Annotated in this window: 15 protein-coding genes and 1 pseudogene; 7 read left to right on the forward strand and 9 right to left on the reverse strand. The window is 59.0% G+C overall.

The window, feature by feature from the left end:
* The first annotated feature begins 130 nt into the window (after window positions 1–130).
* The gene (locus tag H8F21_RS03705) at window positions 131–3,970 is read left to right on the forward strand and encodes a dermonecrotic toxin domain-containing protein (RefSeq protein ID WP_236042859.1); all 3,840 of its coding nucleotides are present in this window, start codon (window positions 131–133) and stop codon (window positions 3,968–3,970) included.
* A 20-nt stretch (window positions 3,971–3,990) separates the two neighbouring features.
* Here the strand turns inward: H8F21_RS03705 and H8F21_RS03710 are convergent, their stop codons facing one another.
* Window positions 3,991–6,231 carry a putative bifunctional diguanylate cyclase/phosphodiesterase gene (locus H8F21_RS03710; RefSeq protein WP_203479304.1) on the reverse strand — a complete coding sequence of 747 codons (2,241 nt, stop codon included), beginning with the start codon at window positions 6,229–6,231 and terminating at the stop codon, window positions 3,991–3,993.
* Window positions 6,232–6,370: 139 nt separating this feature from the next.
* Between H8F21_RS03710 and H8F21_RS03715 the strand changes: the two genes are divergently transcribed.
* The 3 genes from H8F21_RS03715 to H8F21_RS03725 all read left to right on the forward strand — a co-directional run bounded on the left by H8F21_RS03715 (window position 6,371) and on the right by H8F21_RS03725 (window position 9,860).
* Window positions 6,371–7,990, forward strand: a complete 1,620-nt coding sequence (locus tag H8F21_RS03715; RefSeq protein ID WP_203479305.1) for an NADP-dependent glyceraldehyde-3-phosphate dehydrogenase — start codon at window positions 6,371–6,373, stop codon at window positions 7,988–7,990.
* Window positions 7,991–8,098: 108 nt separating this feature from the next.
* Window positions 8,099–8,563 (forward strand): VOC family protein, encoded by a 465-nt coding sequence (locus tag H8F21_RS03720; protein ID WP_203479306.1) that lies wholly within the window; start codon window positions 8,099–8,101, stop codon window positions 8,561–8,563.
* A gap of 103 nt (window positions 8,564–8,666) precedes the next feature.
* Window positions 8,667–9,860: a hypothetical protein gene (locus tag H8F21_RS03725; RefSeq protein ID WP_203479307.1), complete on the forward strand. Its 1,194-nt coding sequence runs from the start codon at window positions 8,667–8,669 to the stop codon at window positions 9,858–9,860.
* Between the two features lie 405 nt (window positions 9,861–10,265).
* On the opposite strand, the gene H8F21_RS03730 is transcribed toward H8F21_RS03725, so the two are convergent.
* The 5 genes and pseudogenes from H8F21_RS03730 to H8F21_RS03750 form a co-directional block, all read right to left on the reverse strand.
* Window positions 10,266–11,636, reverse strand: coding sequence for a DUF1329 domain-containing protein (locus tag H8F21_RS03730; RefSeq protein WP_203479308.1), 1,371 nt, complete (start codon window positions 11,634–11,636; stop codon window positions 10,266–10,268).
* A 15-nt stretch (window positions 11,637–11,651) separates the two neighbouring features.
* The gene (locus H8F21_RS03735) at window positions 11,652–13,445 is read right to left on the reverse strand and encodes a DUF1302 domain-containing protein (RefSeq protein ID WP_203479309.1); all 1,794 of its coding nucleotides are present in this window, start codon (window positions 13,443–13,445) and stop codon (window positions 11,652–11,654) included.
* Window positions 13,446–13,509: 64 nt separating this feature from the next.
* The gene (locus H8F21_RS03740; protein ID WP_203479310.1) at window positions 13,510–13,881 is read right to left on the reverse strand and encodes a c-type cytochrome; all 372 of its coding nucleotides are present in this window, start codon (window positions 13,879–13,881) and stop codon (window positions 13,510–13,512) included.
* Window positions 13,882–14,027: 146 nt separating this feature from the next.
* A pseudogene (locus H8F21_RS29925) lies at window positions 14,028–15,487 on the reverse strand (flavin monoamine oxidase family protein).
* Window positions 15,488–15,622: 135 nt separating this feature from the next.
* A complete protein-coding gene (locus tag H8F21_RS03750) occupies window positions 15,623–16,537 on the reverse strand; it encodes a site-specific integrase (protein WP_203479311.1) in 915 nt (304 codons plus the stop codon).
* Window positions 16,538–16,615: 78 nt separating this feature from the next.
* On the opposite strand from H8F21_RS03750, the gene H8F21_RS03755 reads away from it, so the two are divergent.
* The 3 genes from H8F21_RS03755 (at window position 16,616) to H8F21_RS03765 (ending at window position 18,113) form a co-directional block, all read left to right on the forward strand.
* Complete coding sequence (locus H8F21_RS03755; protein WP_203479312.1) at window positions 16,616–16,837, forward strand: hypothetical protein; 222 nt, start codon at window positions 16,616–16,618, stop codon at window positions 16,835–16,837.
* A complete protein-coding gene (locus tag H8F21_RS03760; protein ID WP_203479313.1) occupies window positions 16,819–17,466 on the forward strand; it encodes a DUF1345 domain-containing protein in 648 nt (215 codons plus the stop codon). Before H8F21_RS03755 ends, H8F21_RS03760 begins: the two co-directional genes overlap by 19 nt.
* 386 nt (window positions 17,467–17,852) lie before the next feature.
* Complete coding sequence (locus H8F21_RS03765) at window positions 17,853–18,113, forward strand: DUF1652 domain-containing protein (protein WP_203479314.1); 261 nt, start codon at window positions 17,853–17,855, stop codon at window positions 18,111–18,113.
* A 2-nt stretch (window positions 18,114–18,115) separates the two neighbouring features.
* Here the strand turns inward: H8F21_RS03765 and H8F21_RS03770 are convergent, their stop codons facing one another.
* The 3 genes from H8F21_RS03770 to H8F21_RS03780 all read right to left on the reverse strand — a co-directional run bounded on the left by H8F21_RS03770 (window position 18,116) and on the right by H8F21_RS03780 (window position 25,079).
* Complete coding sequence (locus H8F21_RS03770) at window positions 18,116–20,200, reverse strand: putative bifunctional diguanylate cyclase/phosphodiesterase (RefSeq protein ID WP_203479315.1); 2,085 nt, start codon at window positions 20,198–20,200, stop codon at window positions 18,116–18,118.
* Between the two features lie 287 nt (window positions 20,201–20,487).
* Window positions 20,488–21,975 carry an efflux transporter outer membrane subunit gene (locus H8F21_RS03775; protein ID WP_203479316.1) on the reverse strand — a complete coding sequence of 496 codons (1,488 nt, stop codon included), beginning with the start codon at window positions 21,973–21,975 and terminating at the stop codon, window positions 20,488–20,490.
* Window positions 21,972–25,079 carry an efflux RND transporter permease subunit gene (locus H8F21_RS03780; protein ID WP_203479317.1) on the reverse strand — a complete coding sequence of 1,036 codons (3,108 nt, stop codon included), beginning with the start codon at window positions 25,077–25,079 and terminating at the stop codon, window positions 21,972–21,974. The genes H8F21_RS03775 and H8F21_RS03780 overlap by 4 nt, the downstream gene beginning before the upstream one ends.
* Between the last annotated feature and the right edge of the window lie 26 nt (window positions 25,080–25,105).

Below are 25,105 nucleotides of genomic sequence, written 5' to 3' on the forward strand. Positions count from 1 at the left end.
CTCCCACCCGCTGCTGACACACCTGCATGCTCTGGGAGTGGGCTTGTCCTGCGTTCGACGCATAACATTATCTACCACCATCGTCTCCACCCCCTGCGGCCTCCTGTGTTCCTCACAAACAGGAGCAGCAATGATGTCTTCTATCCCGCAGGAAAACCCCCACCAACTTCTGATTCAGCATCAACTACCTAGCTGGAGTAGGGCCTCGACTGTCGATCAATGGCAAGCCCTGCAGCAGTCACTTCTGCCAGCACAGGGCCTGCCAGACGACTTGGCAGACTGGTTCGCCAATGCACCCCCAGACCGGCGCGAAGCGGTACAGGCCAGCCAGGCTCGGTTGGCACGATCGCAACAGACCATGGCACGAGAGCTCAAAGGGCTGAAGAATATCAGCGAGTTCGCCGAACCTCTGCTCGCGCAACATCTGCTGGCCCAGTTTCAACTGCAGGTGCCTGTGGACACAACCGAGTTGATCCACATCCGCCACCTCTTCACTTGGGAGACCTACGTCAGCCAACACGAACGCCGAAGCTTGCTTGAAGCGGCCTTGCACAACTTCGAGGACGGGGTCGAATTCAGCCGCGAAAGCGCCTTGGCCCTGGCAGGTAAAACGCACATCGAGAACACCCTTGTGATTGGCAAGACCACGTTGGGCGATAGCGAAACCCTGGTCGATATCGAACTAACCTCCGAAAGCTACCGCATCGAATCACTCGCTGTGACGCCAGCAGCATTCGCCGACGCCTGCCGCGCCCTGGATCTTGGCCGTCTGTACCAGGAACACCTGACAAGCCTGCACGCGCCTGATCGCATCGCCACCCAGGCCATCGGGGTCTATCGGGACCGCTTGCGCCTGGCTGCTGACCTGGCTTTTTTACGTCAGCGCATTAACGGTACCGCACTGGATAGGGTACAGGCGTTCCTCGATCAGGATGCAACGCTGGCCAGCAGCCAACTGCGGATGTTTGGCATCACCGTTCACGAAGTTTTGATTTACGACCTGGATAACCTAGGCCTGCTTCTGTACTTGCCCGGTCATAACGACACCTTGCAGCAATTCCCGAACATGGCAGCGCTACATGACCATTTACGTGATGCCTTGCTACAGGCGGACTTTCGCCAGCGTTTTCTCGATTATGCCGAGCGCGATCAACAATCGATATTCCTCAGCCGCTTGCGACAGAACCTCGACGCAAACGGTAGTTCAAGCAAAGACCAGACCTGGCCATTGCGCGAAGATGCCGATCTGCATATTGAGCGCATTGCTGTCGAAGCTGAGCTGTTCGGCTTTCTGTTCCTGGCGCATGTTACTCGCCTCAAATCCGAGGCGCGTCAGATTGCAGTGCCCACCGCCGATGCCGACGAGCAGGCGCGCCAGCGACGCCTTGCACAGTGGGAAGCAATTGGCATGAATACCATGATGCTGGCGGGCTTTATAGTGCCCGGTGTCGGTAGCCTGATGACTGCGGTAATGGGCTACCAACTTCTCGACGAAGTGTATGAGGGCTACCAGTCGTGGCGTGTAGGCGATCGCGACCTGGCCGTGCGTCATCTGCAGGCAGTGGGTTTGAACCTGGCCTTGATCGGCGGGTTGCATGTGGCCGGTAAATGGGTGCCGAAACTATTCAATAGCCCGCTCATGGAGAGCCTCGATGCTGTCACTCTGACAGACGGAAGTTCGCGCTTGTGGCGGCCGGATTTAACCTCTTACCGCAGCACCGTGCAGTTACCCGAAACACTCCAGCCGAACACTATTGGACAGTACGCCTACCAAGGCAGGCACTACATCCGCATGGATGGCCAACTCTACGAACACATGCTGGATCCCGATCAGCACGTCTGGCGAATCGCTCATCCAAGCGACGCAAAAGCATACCAACCACACCTGGAACACAATGGCGAGGGTGCGTGGCGCGCTGAGCACGAACAGCCCCACCAATGGTCACTTGCGACCCTGGTGCGGCGCCTCGATGCACGCCTGCAGGGTCTGAGTGACGAGCGGCTGGAACAAGCCGCCCGCATCGCAGGTGTCGATGCGGGCCAATTGCGCACTGTGCACCTGGGTGGTGAGCGCACACCGCTTCTACTGGCGGACACGCTTACACGCCTGTCCATCGTCGATGAGATAGCGCAGCAACAACTAGCCGCCCCCGAACTCGATGCACAAGCGCTGTTCGAACAGCTGTACCACGGCCCAGCAGTGGCCAGCCCGTTGCAAGCGCGGCTGATCGAGCAATACCCACGCCTCAGTGCGCCGCTCGCCAGGCGACTGCTCGCCACCTTGCAACCCAGCGAAGTGCAGGCCCTGGATGGCGAAGCGACACTCCCGGCGTGGCTGCAACGGAGCGCCGAACAAACCAATAGCGACCTACCGATGACGCGTGCACTCGAAGGCTTATGCCGTGCACGCCTGGGCAACGCTGACAGCGAGCGACTTGCCCTACTCGCTGTGCAGCGCTTGCCTGGCTGGACATCAAGCCTGCGTCTGGAACTTCATGCTGGCAGTGCCGACGGTATATTGCTGGCCAGGGCCGGCGCCGAAGACGCCCCGCTGCGTCGCGTGGTTATCAAAAGCGCCGATGGCTATGAAGCCTTCGTTCAGGACACGCCTCGCCCCGGAACACCAACCGACCTTTGCACTGCAATCGTTCGGTCTCTGCCCGCATCAATTCGCCAGCGCATGTCGCTCGAACAAATGACTGGCGATGCGCTGCAGGTTCGCCTGATCGATACCGTCAACCAACAGCGCGCACGCTGGGCGCGCCAATTATGGAGAGCAACCGAGGGCTGGCCCAGCAATGTTGCGCTGCGCGGCGGTGCGCCATTGGACCCGACTGAGATCTACACACCCTCGCCACGACTGCACAGTACCCTTGCGGCGCGCTACCGGCGGCTATTTCCGGTGGCCAGCGAGCATGAAGTCGAACAGACACTGGCTCGCTGGCAAAGCCAAAGGCGCTTTGCCTCGGTAGAACTACAGAGATTGGAAGACCGCCTGGCCGAACTTCACAACGACCTACGTCGATGGGCCAACGACCTGCCGAATCGGCAACGGGCAATCAGGCCGATTGTCAACGCCTGGCGGCGGCTCTCCAACCGGGCGGTGTTCAATGGCGAGTCAATGCCGGTGCTCGAACTGGGTTGCCTTGACCTGGAAAACCTGGACATCGCCGAACTCGCCCTGCCGAATACATTCACCCATGTACAAGTCATCGACCTGGGCGGCAATCGCATGCTCAGCGAGCTGCCGGCCGAGTTCCTGGAGCGCTTCCCCAGGCTGCGCTCCCTGTACCTGCGCGGTTGTCGCTTTGCTACCGTTCCACGCATCGCCAATCCATTGATGCTCAACTGGCTGGATCTGGAAGCCAATCGCATCACCTGGGACGTGCAGGCCCAGGCCGCCCTGGACAGATTGCAAGCACTGGACATGCTCGACCTTTCGGAGAATCCCCTGCTCGACGCACCCAGCTTCCACGAAATGAGGAATCTTCGTGCCGTCCACCTCGCCAACTGCAGCCTTAGCCAACTTCCGCAAGGCCTGCAGGCGATGGAGCAACCGATGATTATCGACCTGGAGGACAATCAGTTCGAGTCGCTCCCCGAGGGTTTCAATCTACCCCCTGCCCATGCTGCTGCAATGCGCCTGGAAAGCGATGCCTTGAGTGACACATTGCAGGACCAGATAAGAACGTATTACCAGCAACATGGCATCGACCTGTTACTGACCGACAGTGACTACGACGATCTGCTCGACAACATCAGCGCTGATGAACGCGCGCTTTGGGAACGCGTACCTCTGGATTTTCGTCGCGACCTGCGCCTGATACTGCAGGAGGATGCGTACATGGCAGATCCGCAGGGCAGTCACGAGGGAATATGGGCACGCCTGGAACGCATGGATCAGGACCCTCAATACCGCCTCCTGGCCATTGAGCTTGGCGCTGAACACCTGCTGCGATTGCCGCTGTAGCCAACACCACCTGCCGGCACTCAGCTACAAGGCTGGTGCTGCCAGGTGGGGTGATCTGCAAGCCATCCCTGCAGTGCCGCTGCCGGCATTGGCCGGGCCATCAGGAAGCCCTGGCCCTGGTCACAGCCGGCATTGCGCAGGAATTGGTACTGGGCTTGGGTTTCGATGCCCTCTGCAGTGATGCGAAAGCCCAGGGCATGCCCAAGGTCGATGATCGCTCGGGTGATGGCCACTGCATCTTCATCCATGGGCAAGTCCTTGATGAAGGCACGGTCGATTTTAAGGTGGTCGATGGGCAGGGACTTGAGGTACGCCAGGGACGAATAGCCGGTGCCAAAGTCATCCACCGCTGTCGCCACGCCCATGGCCTGAAGTTCGGCCAGTACATCACAAGCCTGCTGCTGGCTTTCCATCAGCAGGCTTTCAGTGATTTCCACCTCCAGAAGCGTCGGCGGCAAGTCGTAGCGTTTAAGAATGCGCGACAGGCTCGCCACATAGTCGCTGCGTTCGATCTGCAGCGCTGCTACGTTGATCGCCAGCGGGCCTGGCAGGCAATCGGCAGCACGCCAGGCGGCGATCTGCGCGCAAGCAAGCTCCAGCACTTTCTCACCTAGCGGGATGATCAGACCCGTGCGCTCGGCCAAGGGAATGAATTGCGCAGGCGACACCAGGCCATGTTCCGGATCGCGCCAGCGCAACAGTGCTTCGGCACCTTTGACACGGCCGCTGAACAGGTCGATCTTGGGCTGATACCAAAGCTCGAACTCATTGTTCTTCATGGCGCGGCGCAGGTTGCGCTCCAGGCACAGTCGTTCCTGCAGGCGTTCGGTCATGTCCGGGTGATACAGTCGCCAGGCATTACGACCGCCCTCCTTGGCCGCGTACATGGCCGTGTCGGCATGGCGCAGCAGACGGTTGCTGCTCTGTCCATGCTCCGGGCACCAGGCCAGGCCGATACTCCCGGTGACCAGCGCAGCGTTACCGTTCAGATCAAACGGCAACTGCAGGGTCTGCAACAGCGCTTGCACCTGCTCAACACACGCTTGCTCGGTGCCCAGCAGGAAAAATGCGAACTCATCACCTCCCAGACGGCAAAGACAGTCGTGGCCATCGAGGATCTGGGCGAAGCGCGCGGTTGCCTGTTGCAACAACAGGTCACCCATCGGATGCCCAAGGCTGTCATTGACCTGCTTGAAGCCATCTATATCCAGGACCAGCACTGCCAGACGTTCACCGCCATCGATGGCCTCGTGCAAGCGCTTGTTGAACAGCACGCGATTGGGCAAGCCGGTAATGGCGTCATAGTGGGCCAGACGTTCCAGTTGTGCCTGGGATTGCTTGAGTTCCTGGTTGCGCAGGTTGATCAGATAATTGCTGCGGTTGAGCTGGGCAACGAACACACTGAACAGCCCGGTACAGGTCAACGCGAACAGGAATAAAGGTGAAGAAAACAGGCTCATCGACGGCCAGCCACCCAAAGGGCTTGCCGCCAACTGCCAGAGGCCTCCCGGAACATCGACATTGACCGTCACCGCGTGCTGGTTGAACAGCGAAGGGTCGCCCCAGATCATGCCACCCGCCGAACCCTGGCCATCGGCTCCACGCAAGGCCAGTTCATAGCCTGGATCAAGGTCCAGCCCTGCAGCACTGAGCAAGCGATCGATGTCGGCCACAATCGACACGTTGCCCCAGTAGATCTTTACGCCCTTGTGGCCTTTGATAAATACCGGGCGCCGATAGATCAGCCCTCGTCCTCCCTGATACAGCTGCACCGGGCCGGCCAGCACTGGACTGTAGTGATCACGGGCACGTTGCAGCATCGGGTACTGATCGGGCAAGCGTCGATAGTCGACGCCGATAATGCCCATGTTGCCCTTGAGCGGATAGACATCGGCGACCACATCGTTGGGTGCCACGGAGATATGGCGAATGTGCGGTACCGAGGCAATCGCCTGACGAGCCATGTCGCGAAAGTGCTCGGGACTGATCGTGCCATCGGCGCTGATCAGTTGCGCAATGCCCTCGGTCTCACCAAAAGCCGAGCGCAGCTGGGCTTCCAGCGCGGCGCGAACCCCGGAGAGACGCGCACCGGCATTGGCCACCAGTTCACTTTCCTGGCGCTGCACATCCAAGTGACCTAACGCTATAGACAAACTGATACCAATCAGCGCAAAACCGATAGGCAGCAAGCGATTGAGGGTTTTCCCCAGGCGGGCAGGCAGAACCACGGTGTCATCAAGGGCTAGGATTCTTGTGCTCATAGGTCCGTTATTCATATCGGATTAATGCTTTATCGGCGCTTTGCGCGCAATGTTGAGCAAGGCTGGCTTTTTTTAATGCGCTGGCGTTATGCTCGGACTGAAACGTTTCACCCATTACAGAAAAAGAGGTGCTGCGCCCATGGACCGTCTGCTCGATTCGCTGTTTCCCGCCGCCAACGAGATCCCCGAGGCCTATCGCCTGGGTGAGCCGCTGGTACAACGCGAGTACCTGGTCGATGGCCAGTTGCAACGCTGGGATGGGCCTCTGGCAACAGTACGAAGCCCGGTATGGCTCAAGCAAGACGATCAAGAGCAGCAAGTGATCCTCGGCAGCGCGCCGCTGCTCGATGCCGACACCGCCCTCACCGCCCTGGACGCCGCTGTTCGCGCCTACGACAAGGGCCGTGGCACCTGGCCTACCCTGCGTGTGGCCGAGCGAATCCAGCACGTCGAAACCTTCCTGGGCAAGATGCGCGCGCAGCGCGAGGCGGTGGTCAAACTGCTGATGTGGGAAATCGGCAAGAACCTCAAGGACTCGGAAAAAGAGTTCGACCGCACCTGCGACTACATCGTCGATACCATCAATGCACTCAAAGAACTGGATCGCCGTTCCAGCCGCTTTGAACTGGAACAGGACACTCTTGGCCAGATCCGTCGCGCGCCACTAGGCGTGGCACTGTGCATGGGGCCCTATAACTATCCACTGAATGAAACCTTCACCACACTGATTCCAGCCCTGATCATGGGCAACACCGTGGTGTTCAAACCGGCAAAGTTTGGTGTGTTGCTGATACGACCGCTGCTCGAAGCCTTCCGCGACAGTTTCCCGGCCGGTGTGATCAACGTCATCTACGGCCGCGGCCGTGAAACCGTCAGCGCCCTGATGGCCAGCGGCAAGATCGATATATTCGCCTTCATCGGTACCAACAAGGCCGCCAGCGACCTGAAAAAGCTACACCCTCGCCCGCACCGCCTGCGGGCAGCGCTGGGCCTGGACGCCAAGAATCCGGGAATCGTATTGCCTGAAGTTGACCTGGATAACGCGGTCAACGAAGCCGTCACCGGTGCCCTGTCGTTCAATGGCCAGCGTTGCACGGCGTTGAAGATTTTGTTCGTACACGAGGACGTGGTGGAGAGCTTCCTCGAGAAGTTCCAGTACAAGCTGGCCGCACTCAGACCGGGCATGCCGTGGGAACCAGGCGTCAGCCTGACACCGCTGCCGGAAGCGGGCAAAATCGACTACCTCAATGGCTTGGTGGCCGATGCGGTAGAAAAAGGAGCAAAGGTCATCAATGAGGGTGGTGGTGCCAGCCGGGGTTCGTTCTTTTATCCAGCCTTGCTGTACCCGGTCAGTGCGCAGATGCGTGTATACCAGGAGGAGCAATTCGGCCCGGTTGTGCCGGTTGTGCCATACCGCGACGTGCAGACCGTGATCGACTACGTTCTCGATTCGGACTTTGGTCAGCAACTGAGCATTTTTGGTACCAACCCGCATGAAGTCGGGCGCCTGGTAGACACCTTCGCCAACCAGGTCGGACGCATCAACCTCAATGCCCAATGTCAGCGCGGCCCCGATACCTACCCATTCAACGGGCGCAAGAATTCTGCCGAAGGGACGCTTTCGGTACATGATGCCCTGCGCGTGTTCTCGATCCGGACCCTGGTAGCCACCAAGTTCCAGGAGAGCAACAAGCAACTGATCAGCGACATCATCCGCAACCGCGACTCGAGCTTCCTGACCACCGATTACATTTTCTGATAGCCGTCCGTCCAGCGCCGCAGGTTTCAATTTGCCGAATGAGCAAAACTGTACAAACATACAGGTTCGCGTCATTCATCCTGCGGCGCGCTAAGGAGGATCTACAAAATGGCCGTCAAACCAATCCCTGAAGGACAACACAGCATCACCCCTTACCTGGGCATCAAGGATGCCGGCAAGGCCATCGAGTTCTACAAGGCTGCATTTGGTGCGGTCGAAATGTTCCGTCTGGAAAGCCCGGATGGCCGCATCGGTCATGCCGAACTCAAGATCGGCGACTCTTCCCTGATGCTGGCTGACCCTTGCGACATGGACGGTGGCTTGACCAACAGTCAATCGCTCAATGGTGCAGCGATTGGCCTGCACCTGTATGTCGAGGATGTCGATACCCGCTTTGCCCAGGCCCTCAAGGCCGGCGCCACACAGGTCAGAGCCGTGGAAAACCAATTCTACGGTGACCGCAGCGGCACCTTGAAAGACCCGTTTGGCAATCTCTGGTTCGTCTCCTCCCACGTCGAGGATGTCTCGGTGGAAGAGATCCGTGCCCGCGCCGCCAAGCTGTTCGGGGCATAGGCAGCCGTTGCAAGTGAGCAACGCTAAGCTGCAAGCAAAAGCGTGCCGCGCTTTTACTTGCAGCTTATAGCTTGTAACTTGTCGCCGCTGACCAAGGAATGTTATGCGAATCATCGAGAAAAACGCTGCGCTGGTGCGCACGCTTACCCCTGGCGAAGACGAACTGCTGAGTGATTTCGTTCAGGGCAGCCTGAGCGGGCCGCGCCTGCTTCAGGCCAACCAATTGCTGCTCAAGATTCGCGCTGCAGGCCAATGGCTAGCGTGTGACTGTCAGCCACGTTCAATGCCGATTCTCAACGTTAACCTCAACGGCAATACCGGCACGTTGTTTCTCAAGAACAACCCCGGTACTGTCGAACACGCCCTCGACTGTGCATTCATCAAGGATGAGCGTGACGCTAACCGCGAGCAGAACCCTGACATGTTGCCGGCGGCCTGGTTGCCACCGGATACAGCGCTGCGCCTGATCGGTGATTTTCGCCGTGCAACCTCCGCCGGCACGGGTGAAAGTAGCGAGAGTAACGACAAACGCGAGCAGCATCGATTGCTGTCATTGCTACTGACACTGATCGAATCCAGTGGCTTGAATGTCTACGCCACCCACCTGAAGAAAGACCTCACCGGACAATTCGCCGAATTGCGCAGCGTTGCCAGCCGCTACCCGCTGATCGAACGCGTGCCGGCCAGTAACTACCTGGAAACGCGCCTGGACATGAAGCACATGATGATGCTCAAGGCGCGGCTGCGAGACGCCAAGGCCTTCGGCAACCATCGTCGCTATGGGCTGATCCTCGACTGTGTCAGCCAGATAAAAGCGCGCAAGGTCTACAACGAACGCAGCGAAGACGGCTTCGACTTTCAAGGGCACCACTTGTTATGGGGTGGGAGCAAGACACCCGGCCCCCTACTGGCCCTGGCTATCTACTCCCCTGCCAGCGCGGGCAGCCACTTCTACGAATTGATTCACATCGCCAGCGTGCCTGTGCTTTCGCGCGCACACCTGTTCCCGGTGTATCGCGATGAAGAGCGGGAACCGCTGAAGATGATCATCTCCCTGATCGACTGGATGGCCAGCAAGAACGTGCGAGTGATCATGCGCCGTCCGGTGATTGGTGGCCAAGGGATGGACGCATTGGTCCTGAGCTCCGACCAGGACCGCGTACTATCGATATCGCTGACCGACCGTCCTTCAGGGCCGGAGCCTGAAGAAGAAACCTTCAAACGCTACGCCGACTTCAAAAGCCTCGACACCTTCCGCAAATACGTAGCCGGCTTCTTCATGCGCGGCCGCGAGTAAAAAAACACCCGGCTTTCCCCTGCAGTCGATCCGCACTTGATCTGCTTTCGATCTGCTTTTGATCTGTTTTTGATCTTGATCCACCTGCCCCGTTAACCAGAAGGGCCGAGTGAAGGTGTTGCGAAAGGGCTAGCGCGTAGCGCCTTCGGCCCCAGCCGAAGTTGCGAATCGTAGTGTTGCTTGCAACGCGTAGATCGCAATGCCCTGAAGCGACACCGTAGCGAGGGGACCCGGAGCGCAGCGTAGGGCCCCTGGTGGGGCAAGCCCTTTGCTTACTTTGGGGCGACTGCCAAAGTAAGGCGCCGTAAGGGCGCAAAGGTGACTCAGCGCCGCCAAAGCAAATGGATCAGCACTCAATTGAAGGGCCCCATCCGGAGCCACCCCAATCTCCGCTGTACTATCGCATCAACGAAGACCATCACTACGCAGCGCCGCCGGCGTGAACTCAAAGTTCTTCGCGGTCAAATTATATTCAGTACTACGCGACTCCTCGTTACGCAGCCCGATCACCATATACCGCCCCGAAATCAAATCGTAGAGCGTCTCGGCAGCAATATAGCTGGCCTGCTGGTCGTACCGGTACAACGCATGCCCTTCAGCAACTCGCCACAACTGACCCTTCTGGTCATAATGATCCACCTCAGCGAGCTGCCAAGTGTCCTCATCAAAATACAAATGCCGCTTGGCATAAACATGACGCTGTCCCGGCTTGAGCGTGGCCTCCACTTCCCATACCCGATGCAGCTCGTAACGCGTGTGCTCCGGATTGATGTGTCCAGGCCTGATAATGTCGTCATACTTCAACGTCGGCGACTCCAGGCGGTAGCTGTTGTACGGGATATACATCTCCTTCTTGCCGATCAGTTTCCAGTCATAACGATCTGGCGCACCGTTGAACATGTCGAGGTTGTCTGCTGTGCGCAAGCCGTCGGAGGCAGTTCCCGGCCCATCGTAGGCCAATTGCGGGGCACGCCGCACACGACGCTGGCCGGCGTTATAGACCCAGGCACGTCGTGGCTCGACCACTTGGTCGATGGTTTCATGCACCAGCGCTACGGTTCCGGCCATGCGTGCCGGCGATGTCACTCGCTGCTTGTAGTAATACAGCAGGTTGTCGCCATCGCCGGCAGGCAGATCGACCACCTGCCCCGGGAACACCAGTTGCTCCTCAAAGCGCACCGGCGTGTAGTCGCCGTTCACCTGTGGCGTGGCCTGGATAAAGCTGCGCTGGTAGCTGCCACCCAAGTAGCGGGTTATGTGGTTCCAGATGACCTCCACCCCATTGCGAGGAATCGGAAAAGCGTAGTAACCACTGGCAGAGAAATTGGCCAGGCCACTGCCGTTATTGGTTGCGGTGACATGCAGCGCGCTGTCCTTGGCGCGCTTGGCGATCTCGGCTGGAATCGCCGCCGAACGATGGCTGGGATACACCGGGATCCGGTAAGTTTGTGGGTAGCGTTTGAACAGTGCCAACTGGCCGGTGCTGAGCCTGTCCTTGTATTGCTCGGCATTGGCCGCAGTAATGACCAATAGCGGCTTTTCACTGGCGAACGGATCGCTCATGAAGCCATTGGCATCCACCTTGCCGGTGTCCTTCGATAGCCCGCCGGTCCAGGCCGGAATCGTGCCGTCGGCGTTGCCTTCCTTTTGCGCGCCAAGGGGGGTCAATGTGGTGCCGAGTTGCTCGGCCTGCTGTGGCGATACTTCAGCCATGGCGCTGGAGGCCAGCACCATCAATGTTATCGAGGCGCAGGTGATCAATGCGTGTGCTTTCATGACAAGGCTCCAGGATCAGAAGGACACACCAACACTGAGCGACAGGTTGTCGCGATCAATGTCGGTGTTGAAGTCGCCACCGAAGTAGTCGGTGTAACTCAGGCTGACGGTGTAGGTATTGCGATAGTCGGCATCCAGGCCAAGGCTTACTGCCTTGGCACCCTCGTTGAAGGTCGGGCCGTAACCATCGACGTCGTGCGACCAGGCAAGGTTGGGCGTAAGGTTGATACCGGCAAATACGTTGGTGTACTTGATGGCACTGTAGGCGCGATAACCCCATGAATTTTCGGTGTAGTAGCCATGACGGCCGCCTTGGGACAGGTCACCGAAAACCGAGTCCCGGCCATAGCGCTGTTTATCCAGCCCTTCCAGGCCACCGATGTGAGTCAGGCCGATCTCCACTGCCAGGCTGAGTGAGTCGGCACCGAGCATCGGGTCGAACAGGTGCAGGAAGGTGGTCTGCACCTGCGTCACTTCCTTGCGTTTCCAACCCTGGACCCGTTGTCCTTCCTCGGTCAGCACGGTGGGCTCGACGATGCTGCCAGTGAGCGCCTCGAATACCGGGTTTAGCACGCCGCCCGAGAGGTCCGCGGTGTTGATCGACAAAGGCTCATTGGGGCGGTAGCTCAACTCGCCGCTCCATGCGGTGCCGGTAGGCAACTCGGTCGCAAAACTCAAGCCGTACAGGTGGATGTCTTCAGGGTAATCAATGGAGTAATGGGTGTTGCCTGCACCGGTAGCCAAGCCCAGGGCGAACTGCTGGTCCGGCGACAAGGCGCCGAAGGCCGGGTCATTCTGGATGAAATCAACCACGCCTTCCTCGGTGCGCAGCGCGAACTTGGGTTTACGCGAGTGATAATTGATGTAGTAGGCGCCGTACTCCACCCCATCACCCAGCCAGCGCAAGGCCAGGCCGAACTGCCCACTGTCGCGCGCCTCATTGTCCTTGTCGCGCGGCAGGATCACGCCCTCGTTGCTGATGCTGCGATCGAGAATGCCGAAACCGAGGCCGGCGTTGGCGGCGATCGGCTGCAGCGGGGCAATGTCGGCCAAACCGGCATTGAGATTGCGGTCGCACCCCTTGGGCACCGGATCGACACCGAAAAACGTGCCACAGTTGGGCAGCGCGTAGGGTTTCCACTGCAACTGGTAAAACCCCTCGACACTCAGGCTCTCGGTCAGACTTTGGGAGAAATACAGCATACTCACCGGAATCAGGCCCTCCTTGAGCTCGGACCCCGGGCGCTGCAGTGCAGAAACATCAAGCGGGTTGATGGCGTTGATCGAGTTGCCGATGAACAGGCTTTCACCCCAGCTCACCACCTGCTTGCCGACACGAACCTCACCAGGACGATCGGCAATTTCATAGCGTTGGGCAATGAATGCATCGAGCAATTGCGTCCCCGATGAACGCGATGACATGACGCGTCCATCGTCACTTATTTGCTTGAACGGGCGATGCTCATCCTGCAGCTCGAAGTCGTACCAGTATTTACCGCGCACGAACGCACGGGTGTCCCCGTACGACAGTTCAAGGTCATGCACGCCCTTGAAAATCTTTGAATAGGTTTCGCCTTTCTTGAAGTTCTGCCGACCGTCGTCACCTGAAGTCGAGAACCCAGTACCACCGTTTTCGGCGCCGATCAGCTTGGAGGCGGCATCGGACATGGCCCAACTGGCACCAATCGACAGCGAGGAGTCGAACTGGCCACGAAGCCCGCCGATTTCGAAGTCAGCGGCAGCAGCCGGCACTGTCGCCAGTGCCACAGCGACTGCGAGCACAGAGCGTTTGAGGGGGGTGATATGCACAGTTTGTTTTCCTTATTATTGGCGTGTCACCTATCGGCGGGCGCTAGCATCCCGCCCTGGCAGGTCACTCGTTTGCTTGCAGGAAACAGAGCACGTCACGACGCTCACCGGCGTTGCGCAAGCCACCAAAGGCCATTGCTGTGTCAGGGAACATCGCTGCGGGAGAGGTCAGCCAGCGGTCGAGCTGTTCAACGGTCCAGGTACTGTTTGCCCCAGCAAGATCGGTGGAATACTTGAAACCCGGCGTCGTACCGATCGCACGACCCACGACACCGGCCAGGCGCGGTCCGACATGATCGGAATCGAGTGCATGGCAAGCCGCGCATTTGGTCTGGAAGGCCTGTTGTCCGGAACCGACATCGCAATCAGCAGCCAGAATGGCCTGACTGAGTGCCAACAGGCAGACACCAACCAGCGGTTGAATCAGGTGATGCATCTTGAGGTTCCCCAGTGGTATTCGTGGAGAACCTAAGGTGCCACGGAGCGCGTTTGACTAATCGTTAGGCCATGCCAGTGATTTGTCTTTGGGCGCCAATCGATGACCGGCAGAGTGGGCGACGCAGCGCCCGCAGGCCGTATGACTCAACCCAGCAATGCTTTGGTGCGCAATGCAGCCAGGCTGCCGGCGCTGATGGCGCCGTCGATGAAGCCGCGCCAGCCCTCGCCATGGTCGCCCTGGCCGAATATCACCCGCCCGCGATCCTTCTGGAAGTGGTCGTAATACTTGCCCAGCCACTTGGGCTTGTAGCTGCAGTAGGTGCCACGCGCATAAGGGTCCAGGGTCCACTCGTAGCCGTAGCACGCTTCGACTTCCAGGTCCGGATAGAAGGTGCTAACAACCGCTTGCACAGCATCGCGATCCTGAATGTCGAGCTTCTGTGGATCGGCACCGAAGGCGACAAAAATAGTGTGATCCTGCGCCTTGGCATACGTCGCGAGTAAATTCAGTGGGTGATCCGAACCTGCCACCCCCAGGCGCTTGCCGTCTTCGGGCAGTTTGCCCTTGGTGCGGATAAACACCTTGATACCGCTGCCGGTGTGCTTTTCCTTTGCCGCTTCAACCAGCGCCGGGTCCAGGGCCGGGCTGAAGGCGATACGCGGCAACACGTTCATCGGCACGGTGACAATAACTGAAGCGGCACGGATTACCTCCCCCCCTCAGTCGTCACCAGCACCCGGTCACCCTGCTCTTGGACCTTGGCAACCACGGTAGACAAACGAACCTCTGGCTTGCCCTCGTCGATCATCGCGTTGATCAGGCTGATGCTGCCATCCTTGAAGCTGTAGCGCCCGCAAGCATCGACGAACGCGGTCATGTTGCCACCAGGCAGCGACCACCAGCGTGCGATCTCGGCATAGGACGTGCGATCGCTGGTGGTGTGGGCAATACCGGCGACATAGGCGTCGATGAAGCTGTGCTCCAGCGGGGTGAGCTTCAACTGCTTGAAGCGATCGGCACCGCTCATGGCATCGACGGCGAGCAGCTGCTGCCACGTGTGCTTGGCGTCGTAGGGGCGTTCCCAGAGTTTGGGCGCCTGGGCAAAATAGTCCTTGAGCGCCTTAGAGATACCGATCAATTCCTCAAGCTTGGGCTCGACCGCCTTGCCTTCGTGAATGATACGAATCGTCTGGCTTTCTTCTGAAAACGGCTCTGGGGTTTCTTTGAGCTTCAAGCCGTAGCGCTGTACTTCAGCCCAGACAAAGGGTTGGGTCCAGTGGATCCAGGTGCCTCCGAGCTCGATCTTGTGGCCCTGGAACTCACTGCTGAACGTTCGCCCGCCGAGACGATTGCGCGCCTCCAGGACCAAGGTCTTGTAGCCATTTTTCATGCTGTCGCGTGCAGCGGTCACCCCCGCGAAACCGGCACCGATGACCACCACGTCGTAATCGCAGTCGTCACATTTGGCCATGCGGCCTTCGCCGGCCGTCGCCATACCGATAGACACTGCACCGGCCGAAACCGCAGCACCGGCTGCACCCACTACACCGGCATTCCTGAGAAACTTGCGACGGCTTACGCCATGCCCTTGCTTGTTAGCCATACCCCACCCTTCCCATTGTCATCCTGCCTGGCGGCAACCTCCAGCTAACATGCCAAAAGAAAGGGGGGAACAATTGTCAGGGTATGCCAATGACTTACCATTGAGTGCCAGCAGGGTCCGAGCGAGTGAGACCGCTCAGTAGTCGTACCGATCGACCGCTCGGCGCCGCTCGTTGTCATCACGCATGTCGTAGTTGGCGGTGGTCTGGATGTTGGTGTGATGCGCAAGCTTCTGCGCAATCGACAGGTCGTGCTCTTCGATGACCCGGGTGATGAACGAGCGACGAAAATCGTGCGGCATGATCTTTACCCCGACCTGGGTGCCACGCTGGCGGGCAATGTAGTAGATCGCATGTTTGGTGATGCGCTCGCGGGTAATGTGACTGCCCCGGCGAATGCGATTGAACAGGAAGTCATCGTCGGCCTGGCCTTCAGGCAGATGGTCACGACGAAAGGCCAGCCAGGCATTGAGTTTCTCGAACGCCCAGGTTGGCGCATATTTGATCAACTGCTTATTGCCCTTGCCCAGCACCTGCAGGCTGCGTTCGCTGAAGTCGACCTGATTCAAATCCAGGTTCACTGACTCGGACTTGCGCATGCCGGTGCCATAAAGCAAAGCGATTACCGCCGCATCGCGCAGCCCTTGCGGTCGTGGGTCTGCCGCACAGGCATCCATCAGCTCCCGGATCAGGCTGCGCTTGAGGTTGCGCCCGCTGGGCAGGCGTGTACCTTGCGCCGGCTTGACGGTACGAATGCGCAACAGCTGATCCTGACTGATCAGCCCCAGCCGCCAGGCTTCGTTCATCACCCCACGTACCGCATTGACATACAACGATGAGGTATTGGGGGCGTAGCCATCGGTACGCAAAGCCGCTACCAGCGCCGTGACATGCCCCGGCTCGAGCTGGTACCAAGGCACATCGCTGATGTCGCAATCCTCAAAGCCCAGGCGATCAGCGGCATCCTGAAGGATGTACTTCATGGTCAATTGACTGGAAGGCGCCAGGCGAGCGAGGTATTGCAGCAACGGATTTTGCAGTGAATCGGACAAACCAGAAATCCTGTAGAGCTGAGTTGCGGTCAGAATGACCGCACCCTGTCATTGTGATATGTGCCAGCGCAGTGGCAGATGACCCAGATCATCACCAGGCCATTGATTGGTAAGCAAATTGTGCTCACCACGGGCGCCGATAGTACCTCATCAGTGCTACCGGAATCGATTGAGGGCAATATCATGGCCACCTCATCCAGGCCGAATAGCAGTGCCAATCACCTGCCCGGCAGCGGGTTTTACCGCTACAGTAGCTCACGTCCCTTCAAGCCCGAGGTAGCATGGCTTTCCATCGACTAACCCGCAGCCACCCTCGCCTGAGTATTGCAGCGCTTGTCGGTGTCCTGAGCGGCTGGCTGGTGCCGGCCAATGGCTGGGTCGAGCACGTGCTGATCGGCTGGAATACCGGTGTCTGGCTCTACTTGGTGCTAATCCTGTGCCTGACCCTCGGGGCCAGCACCGAGAAAGTACGCAAAGTCGCCAGCATCGAGGACGAAAACGCGGGCCTGGTGCTGTTCACCGTAAGCATCGCTGCCATCGCAAGCCTGGTAGCGGTGATTCTGCAACTGGCCGCCGGGGCCAAACTTGCCGATGGGCCTACCGCCCTGCAACTGGCCTTCACTGGCTTTACCGTCGCCGGGTCATGGCTGCTGGTCGGTGCCATTTTCAGCCTGCATTATGCCCACCTGTTCTACACCGCCCACGCGCACGCGCCGCTGCTGCGTTTTACCGACGATGAGCGTAACCCCGACTATTGGGACTTCCACTATTTTTCCTTCACGTTGAGTGTGGCAGTACAAACCTCGGATGTCGGCGTGGCCGGTCGCGAAATGCGCCGGGTGGTGCTCGCTCACTCACTGGTGGCGTTTGTGTTCAACACCGCCATTCTCGGTTTCACCATCAACATGGCAGCGGCGCTGATCAACTGAGGGTTGCTCTTCGAGCAGTTGCCCGCGCACCCGCACGATACGTTGGGTGAGCGTTGAATAACGCATGACAGTCTCCTTGAATGAACCTTGGGGTGCCATTGGTCTGAAAACCCCAGGTAAGCATCCCAGCCGACTGTCGGTAAAAATAGCAGAACAGCAATGCCTGCAACGGCGAAAGATTCAAGGCAAACGTTTGCCGCAACGGCCTTTGAACACAAGGGTTTTCAGGGTGGTTCTGACGTGCTTCAAAAAGGCCACAAAACGGTCATGGTGATGGGCAGACACTGGCGCCAGCAATGCTATGTTTAGGTTCTTGCCAGGTCGCCATGACCTGAAACGCACGTTGATCCGCTCACCCTGTTGTTCACCCCTACACGGAGGCCGGAATGAACAAACTGACGTTTCCAAACGCCTGTCAGGTGATGCGCTGGTATTTTCATCCACTGGGCTTCGAAGCCAGTATGGATGCACCGCGCAGCATGGTCGCCCGCCTGTTTGACCGGGCCACGGGCGAGACCCTGCTGGCGATCGCCGGCATTCCCTGCGCCAGGCTGATGGCGGCCGCCGATGTCGAACGCATCATCGAGGCGGTCGAGGCCGAGATGGACGCCTTCGAGCCTTCCTGCAACCTACGGGCTACTGGCTGATCTCAGTGGCTTGCCAATGCGTGGCCAGCGCGCTCGATGTCGGCAATGAAACGCTCGGGAGGTAGCGGCTGGCCAAGCAGATAACCCTGTAACGAATCGCAACCAAGGCGGGTCAGGAAACTCTGTTGGCGATCGGTTTCTACGCCTTCTGCCACAATCCTCAAGCCCAGCGCTTGTCCCAACGCCACAATTGCCGAAACGATCGCGGCGTCATCGCTGTCTTGTTCCAGGTCACGGACAAAGCCGCGGTCAATCTTCAACTCGTTGGCCGGCAAGCGCTTGAGGTACATCAAGCTCGAATAGCCGGTACCAAAGTCGTCGATGGACAAGTCCACGCCCATATCCGCAAGCCTCTGCAACACCGCCATGCTTGCATCGGCATCGTGCATGGCGGTGGTTTCGGTTATTTCCAGGGTCAGGCTGTTGGCCGGCAATTGATGACGTGCGAGCACCTTGGCGACACTGTCGACCAAGCCGGTATGGCAGAACTGGATTGCCGAGAGGTTCACGGCGATGCGCCAATCTGTATAGCCCAGGCCAATCCACTCGCGCATCTGGCGACAGGCTTCATCAAGCACCCATTCACCAATCGGAATGATCAGGCCGGTCTTCTCTGCCAGCGCGATAAAGCGATCAGGCAACATCAGACCCTGCTCCGGGTGCTCCCAGCGCAGCAGCGCTTCGGCACCAATCGGTTGGCAGGCCTGGGCGTCGAACTTGGGCTGGTAGAACAGCCGGAATTGCTTTTGATCCAGTGCCAAGCGCAAATCCTGAAGCAGTTGCAGTTGCAGGCGTGCGTTGCTGTTCATCGATACGTCAAAGAAGCTGTAGCCATTTTTGCCCGCGCTCTTGGCGTGATACATCGCTGCATCGGCGTTGCGCAGCAGTTCATGCTGATCGACGCCGTTACCGGGGTAAAGGACGATGCCGATGCTGGCTGAAATCTGCAGGTTCTGCTCGGCAACCCGGAAGCTACGGGAGATCAGATTAACCTGCTTGGAAGCAACGCCCATTGCGTCATCAGGCTCCTGCAAATCCACGAGCAGGACAAATTCGTCGCCGCCAATGCGCGCCAGGGTGTCCTGGCTGTGCAAATGGCCGCGAAGGCGCAAGGCAACCTCCTTTAGCAGCAAGTCGCCCATGTGATGGCCAAAGGCGTCGTTGACCGGTTTGAAACCATCCAGATCAATGAACATCAGGGCAAAACACCCTCCTTGCTCACTGGCCTTGCTGATTGCCAGCTCGATGCGATCGGCCAGCAACGTGCGATTGGGCAAGCCGGTCAGGGTATCGTGCAGGGCGAGCTGGGTCAGTTCCTGATTGGCCCGGGTCAAGGAGCGCGCCAGTTCAGCGGTTCGCGCCTCAAGGCGAGCATCGAGCACCGAAGTCAGCAAGGCCACGGCCAGCACCGCCAGGGTGGTGATCAGTACCAGGTAATCCAGGCCATTGCCACTGAGGCCGGTGCCCAGTGCGCCACAGAAACTGCCATCGGCAAAGTTTGCCGCAGCCATGCCGGTGTAATGCATGCCGACGATGGCCAACCCCATGACCACTGCAGCAGCGCCACGCAATTGCCGGACGTACAGGGTTTGATGACGCAGCCGAAAGGCAATCCACAACGCCGCTGTCGAAGCCCCTACCGCGATCACCAAGGACAGCGCGAACAGTGCCGGGTCGTAGTCGATGCCCGGTTGCATTAGCAGCGCGGCCATGCCGGTGTAGTGCATGCTGCTGATGCCGGTGCCCATGATCAGCGCTCCCAGGCCAAGCTGCAGCCACGGCAAGGTCGGTTGGCTGACCAGCCACAGGGCAAAGCCTGAAGACAGCCCGGCGATCAATAGCGAAAGCAAGGTCAGGGTCAGGTCGTATCCCAGGGCTATCGGCAGGCTGAAGGCGAGCATGCCGATAAAGTGCATGGACCAGATACCGAACCCCATCGCAAACGCGCCACCCCCGATCCACAGGTACACCGCTCGGCCCTTGGCAGTGGCAATGCGTCCGGTCAAATCGAGTGCTGTATAGGAGGCAAGAATGGCAACGCAAAGCGAAATCAACACCAGCGAGGAAGAGTAACTACCGATCAGCATTTGGCCTTTCACAACCCTTGGGATCAGGCACTGAATGGCCCGGGGAAAAGCCGATGATTGTACTCAACCTTTAGCGAAACGCACGGAGTTTTCGCTGGCATTTTGCAATGATCCACTCCGTGCCAATTTCGTATTTTTTCAATAGGCTTATTTGTTACAAAACAATAACTTACCTTCCAAATCTAAAGCCATTTAAGACGTTAGATGGCAAATTGCAACAATTCATACCAATCATGACATAAAGCATTAATAACCACTTTTAATGCCTTGATTTTATTGAACTTAAATCATGGGGAATCGGCAAGTGCCGTCTGTACGTCCCATCCACCACCGAGCGCCGCGATGAGCTGCACACTGGCCACCAGCCTGCTCTGCAGCAGCGTCAACACACTACGCTCGTTGCTCAGCGCAGTGGTCTGCACATTGACCACGTCCAGATAGGCGATCAGCCCGGCCTTGTACTGATTGCTGGTCAGGCGCAACGACTCGCGTGCCGCATCGAGGGCCTCGCCGCGCACGGCCGCTTCGTCTTCATAGACATCCAACTGCACCAGATAATTTTCCACTTCCTTGAAGCCATCGAGCACGGCCTGACGGTACTGGGCCACGGTCTGGTCATAGACCGCTTCGGTACGGTCAACCTCAGCAGAACGCTGACCGCCATCGAACAGTGTCATCGCCAACTGTGGGCCCACCGACCAGAAACGGTTAGGCAGGCTGATCCAGTCGCTAAAGCTACTGCTGCTATAGCCACCACTCATGCTCAGGGTCAGGTCGGGGAAATAGGCGGCCCTGGCAACGCCAATACTGGCATTGGCGGACATCACCTTGCGCTCGGCCGAGGCGATGTCCGGGCGGCGCTCAAGCAATTGCGAGGGCAGCGCCACCGGCACCTGCGGCAGCGCCGGAATGTCCTTGCTGTCCGCCAGGGCGAAGTCTGCGGGCGCCTTGCCCAGCAAAACGGCAATGGCATTTTCCAGCTGGGCACGCTGCCAGACCAGGTCGATCAGGTCGGCCTGGGTGCTTTTGAGTTGGGTTTGCGCCTGGGCCACTGCATCCTTGCCCGACACACCGGCGCGGTATTGGTTCTCGGTCATGGTCAGCGAGCGTTGGTAGGCCTGGACGGTAGCCTCAAGCAAGCGCTTCTGTTCATCCATCACCCGCAGTTGCAGGTAGTTCTGCACCAGCTCCGACTGCAGGCTCAGGCGAATCGCGGCCATGTCTGCCAGACTTGCCTGGGCGCTGGCTTCGTTAGCAGCCAAGCCGTCGCGCAATTTGCCCCACAGGTCCGCTTCCCAGCTGACGCCCAGGGTGGTGCTGTAGGTGTCGCGAATACCACTGCTGTTGTTACTCAAGCTGGAACTGGAACTGCCGGTGCCCTGACTTGAGCGGGTCTTGCCCGCTTTCAGATCGAGGCTTGGGAACAACGCCCCACGCGAGCTGCGGACCAATGCCTGGGCCTGGCGGTACTGGGCTTCGTACTGGGCCACCGTCTGGTTGGCAGCATTGAGCTGCTCGACCAGGCCGTTGAGCTGGGCGTCGCCATACAGCTCCCACCAGGCGCCGCGCGCAAGCGCATCGGAAGGATTGGCCTGGGTCCAGCCCGCAGCATGCTTGAACGCCACTGGCGCAGCGGCTTCGGGACGCTGATAGTCGGGGCTCAGGGTGCAGGCGCTAAGCAACGCCAGACACAAGCCAGAAGCCAGCAGGCGCGAACCACGGGCACCGAGCAGCAACTGCAGCGGGCGGTTGGAGAGAAGCGGACGTCGAGTCATAGCGGAGTTTCCAAAGCAGCATCGGTGCGCACGCCGCGCCAGTGGTTGAAGCGATGGCGCAAGCGGTCCAGATAAAGGTAAACCACCGGAGTGGTGTAAAGCGTAAGCACCTGGCTGAAAACCAACCCGCCAATAATGGTCAGACCCAGTGGCTGGCGCATTTCCGATCCTTCGGCATGGCTGAGCAACAGCGGCAAGGCGCCGAGGATCGCGGCCACGGTGGTCATCAGGATGGGGCGCAGGCGCAGCAGGCAAGCGCGACGAATGGACTGTTCCGGGCTCAAGTGTTCGTGGCGTTCCAGTTGCAAGGCCAGGTCGATCATCATGATGGCGTTCTTCTTCACCACGCCGATCAGCAGGAACAGGCCCAGCAGCGAAATCAGGCTGAACTCGCTACCCACTACATACAGGGTAAGCAAGGCCCCTACCCCGGCCGACGGCAAGGTGGACAAAATCGTCAGCGGATGAATGTAGCTTTCATAAAGAATCCCCAGCACCAGATACACCGCCAGCAACGCCCCGAGAATCATCAAAGGCTGCCCTTTCTGGCTTTCGGCAAAGGCATCACCGGTTCCCCCAACCTTGGCAATCACATCTTCTGGCAAACCAACCTTGGCCACAGCCCGCTCAACGGCAGCCATGGCCTGATCCTGGCTGTAGCCTTCGGCGATGTCGAAGTTGATGCTGTCGGCGGCGAACTGGCCTTCGTGACTGACACGATCATCGGCCAAGCTGTTCTCGTAATGAGCGAAGGTCGACAGTGGCACCCGGGCACCGTCAGCCGTGATCACCTGCACTTGCTCCAGGCTGCGAGGGTCCTGGGCGTACTTGGGGTTGATCTCCATCACCACCTGGTACTGGTTGAGGCTGTCATAGATGGTCGAGATCTGCCGCTGGCTATAGGCGTTGTTGAGCACCGAGGTAACCATGCTCATGTCGATGCCCAGGCGCTTGGCCTGTTCACGGTCGACAATCAGGGTTATCTGTTGGGTGCCACCGCCTTCACGCGCATCGATGGCGGTAAGCTCTGGCAGGGCCTTGAAGGCGGCCACTACTTTTGGATACCACTCACGCAAGGCCGACAGCTCGCTACTTTGCAGGGTATAGAGGAACTGCGAAGAACTCTGGTCGCGGCCACCGCCGAACTGCAAGTCCTGGTCGGCCATGAGGAACAAGCGCCCGCCCGGTACTTTGGGCATTTCCTTGCGCATCCGCTCGATGATTTTCTGCGCCGACACTTTGCGCTCGCTGATCGGCTTGAGGCGCACCAGCACCATGGCGTTGTTGGTACCGCTGTTGCCGCCAATAAAGCCCGCGACACTCTCCACCGCAGGATCCTTGAGCAATGCCCGGCGGTAGATTTCCATTTTTGGCTGCATGACCTGGAACGACAAACCATCATCGCCGCGGACAAAGCCCATCAACTGGCCGGTATCCTGTTGCGGCAGGAAGGTCTTCGGTACCACCACATACAAAGCGATGTTCACCGCAATGGTGACCAGCAGGCTGAGCAGCGTCAGACGGCGATGACGCAGCACCCAGTCAAGACTGCGCCCGTAACTTGCCATCATGCGTTGATGAATCTGCTCGCTCCAACGCTGCAGGCGCGTTTGCCCCTCGTGCGCCTGGGGCTTGAGCCAGCGAGCGCAGAGCATCGGCGTCAGGGTCAGGGAAACCACCAGCGAAACAATGATCGCCACGGCCAGGGTGATGGAAAACTCACGGAACAACGAGCCGACAATGCCGCCCATGAACAGGATCGACACGAACACCACCACCAACGACAGGTTCATCGACAACAGGGTGAAACCGACTTCCTTGGACCCTAGATAGGCAGCGCGCATAGGCGGAACGCCGTCATCGATATGCCGGGAGATGTTTTCCAGCACCACAATGGCATCGTCCACCACAAGGCCGGTGGCAAGAATCAAGGCCATCAGCGACATATTGTTCAGCGAGAACCCAAACAGATACATCGCCGCAAACGTGCCGACCAACGACACCGGCACCGCCAGGGTCGGAATCAACGAAGCGCGCAGGTTGCCCAGGAACAGGAACACCACCAGGATGACCAGCACCACGGCGATGATCAGGGTGTGCTCGGCTTCGCTCAGGGTGGCCTTGATGACCGGTGAGCGGTCCATTGCCACATCCAGCTTCACACTGGCCGGCATCAGCGACTCCAGTACCGGCAGTTGCTCCTTGATCTTGTTCACCGTCTCGATGATGTTGGCACCGGTCTGGCGATTGATCACCAGCAGCACGGCCTCCTGATCATTGAAAAAACCACTGTTGTAGCGGTTTTCCACCGCATCGGTAACCTTGGCTACATGCCCAAGGCGCAGCACCGCGCCGTCCTGGTAACGAATCACCAACGGCTCGTAGTCCTTGGCCTTCTCCAACTGGTCGTTGGCTTGCACCTGCCAACTGCGCTGGCCGTCTTCGATAAAACCCTTGGGCCGACGCTGATTGGCGTTGGCGATCGTCTCGCGCACCTCATCCAGGGCAACACCGTACTGGTTGAGCAAGTGTGGCTCGAGTTCCACCCGTACTGCCGGCAACGAGCTGCCGCCAATCTGCACCTCCCCTACCCCCGGGACCTGGGACAGGCTCTGGGACAGGATGGTCGAGGCCAGGTCATAGAGCTGGCCCTTCTGCAGCACGCTGGAGGTCAGTGCGAGCACCATGATGGGTGCCTGGGAAGGGTTGTACTTCTTGTAGGTCGGCATGCTGCGCATACCGCTGGGCAACAGGTTGCGCGACGCGTTGATAGCCGCCTGCACTTCCCGGGCAGCCGCATCGATATCGCGCCCTTGGTCAAAACCGAGAATCACCCGGGTCGAGCCCTGAGTGGAACTACTGGTCAGCGTAGTAACCCCGGAAATCGCGCCCATGGAACGCTCCAGCGGCGTAGCCACCGTGGCGGCCATTACCTCAGGGCTGGCACCTGGCAAGTTGGCCTGCACCACAATCACCGGAAACTCGATCTGCGGCAGCGGCGCCACCGGCAGGAGACCGAAACTGACACCACCGAGCAACATGATCGCCAGGCTCAACAGCATGGTTGCTACCGGACGGCGAATAAAGGGGGCCGACAGGTTCATGGGCGGCCACTCCACGCTTGGAGTGT

Origin of the sequence: Pseudomonas arcuscaelestis (genome assembly GCF_016881005.1) — a bacterium.
In the GTDB taxonomy this organism is placed as follows: Bacteria; Pseudomonadota; Gammaproteobacteria; order Pseudomonadales; family Pseudomonadaceae; genus Aquipseudomonas; species Aquipseudomonas arcuscaelestis.

What these genes read in the sequence shown, in the direction of transcription:
- H8F21_RS03705 (WP_236042859.1), top strand. Translation starts at nt 131, where the DNA reads ATGATGTCTTCTATCCCGCAGGAAAACCCCCACCAACTTCTGATTCAG.
- H8F21_RS03710 (WP_203479304.1), bottom strand. Translation starts at nt 6,231, where the DNA reads ATGAGCACAAGAATCCTAGCCCTTGATGACACCGTGGTTCTGCCTGCC.
- H8F21_RS03715 (WP_203479305.1), top strand. Translation starts at nt 6,371, where the DNA reads ATGGACCGTCTGCTCGATTCGCTGTTTCCCGCCGCCAACGAGATCCCC.
- H8F21_RS03720 (WP_203479306.1), top strand. Translation starts at nt 8,099, where the DNA reads ATGGCCGTCAAACCAATCCCTGAAGGACAACACAGCATCACCCCTTAC.
- H8F21_RS03725 (WP_203479307.1), top strand. Translation starts at nt 8,667, where the DNA reads ATGCGAATCATCGAGAAAAACGCTGCGCTGGTGCGCACGCTTACCCCT.
- H8F21_RS03730 (WP_203479308.1), bottom strand. Translation starts at nt 11,636, where the DNA reads ATGAAAGCACACGCATTGATCACCTGCGCCTCGATAACATTGATGGTG.
- H8F21_RS03740 (WP_203479310.1), bottom strand. Translation starts at nt 13,881, where the DNA reads ATGCATCACCTGATTCAACCGCTGGTTGGTGTCTGCCTGTTGGCACTC.
- H8F21_RS03755 (WP_203479312.1), top strand. Translation starts at nt 16,616, where the DNA reads ATGACCCAGATCATCACCAGGCCATTGATTGGTAAGCAAATTGTGCTC.
- H8F21_RS03760 (WP_203479313.1), top strand. Translation starts at nt 16,819, where the DNA reads ATGGCTTTCCATCGACTAACCCGCAGCCACCCTCGCCTGAGTATTGCA.
- H8F21_RS03765 (WP_203479314.1), top strand. Translation starts at nt 17,853, where the DNA reads ATGAACAAACTGACGTTTCCAAACGCCTGTCAGGTGATGCGCTGGTAT.
- H8F21_RS03770 (WP_203479315.1), bottom strand. Translation starts at nt 20,200, where the DNA reads ATGCTGATCGGTAGTTACTCTTCCTCGCTGGTGTTGATTTCGCTTTGC.
- H8F21_RS03775 (WP_203479316.1), bottom strand. Translation starts at nt 21,975, where the DNA reads ATGACTCGACGTCCGCTTCTCTCCAACCGCCCGCTGCAGTTGCTGCTC.
- H8F21_RS03780 (WP_203479317.1), bottom strand. Translation starts at nt 25,079, where the DNA reads ATGAACCTGTCGGCCCCCTTTATTCGCCGTCCGGTAGCAACCATGCTG.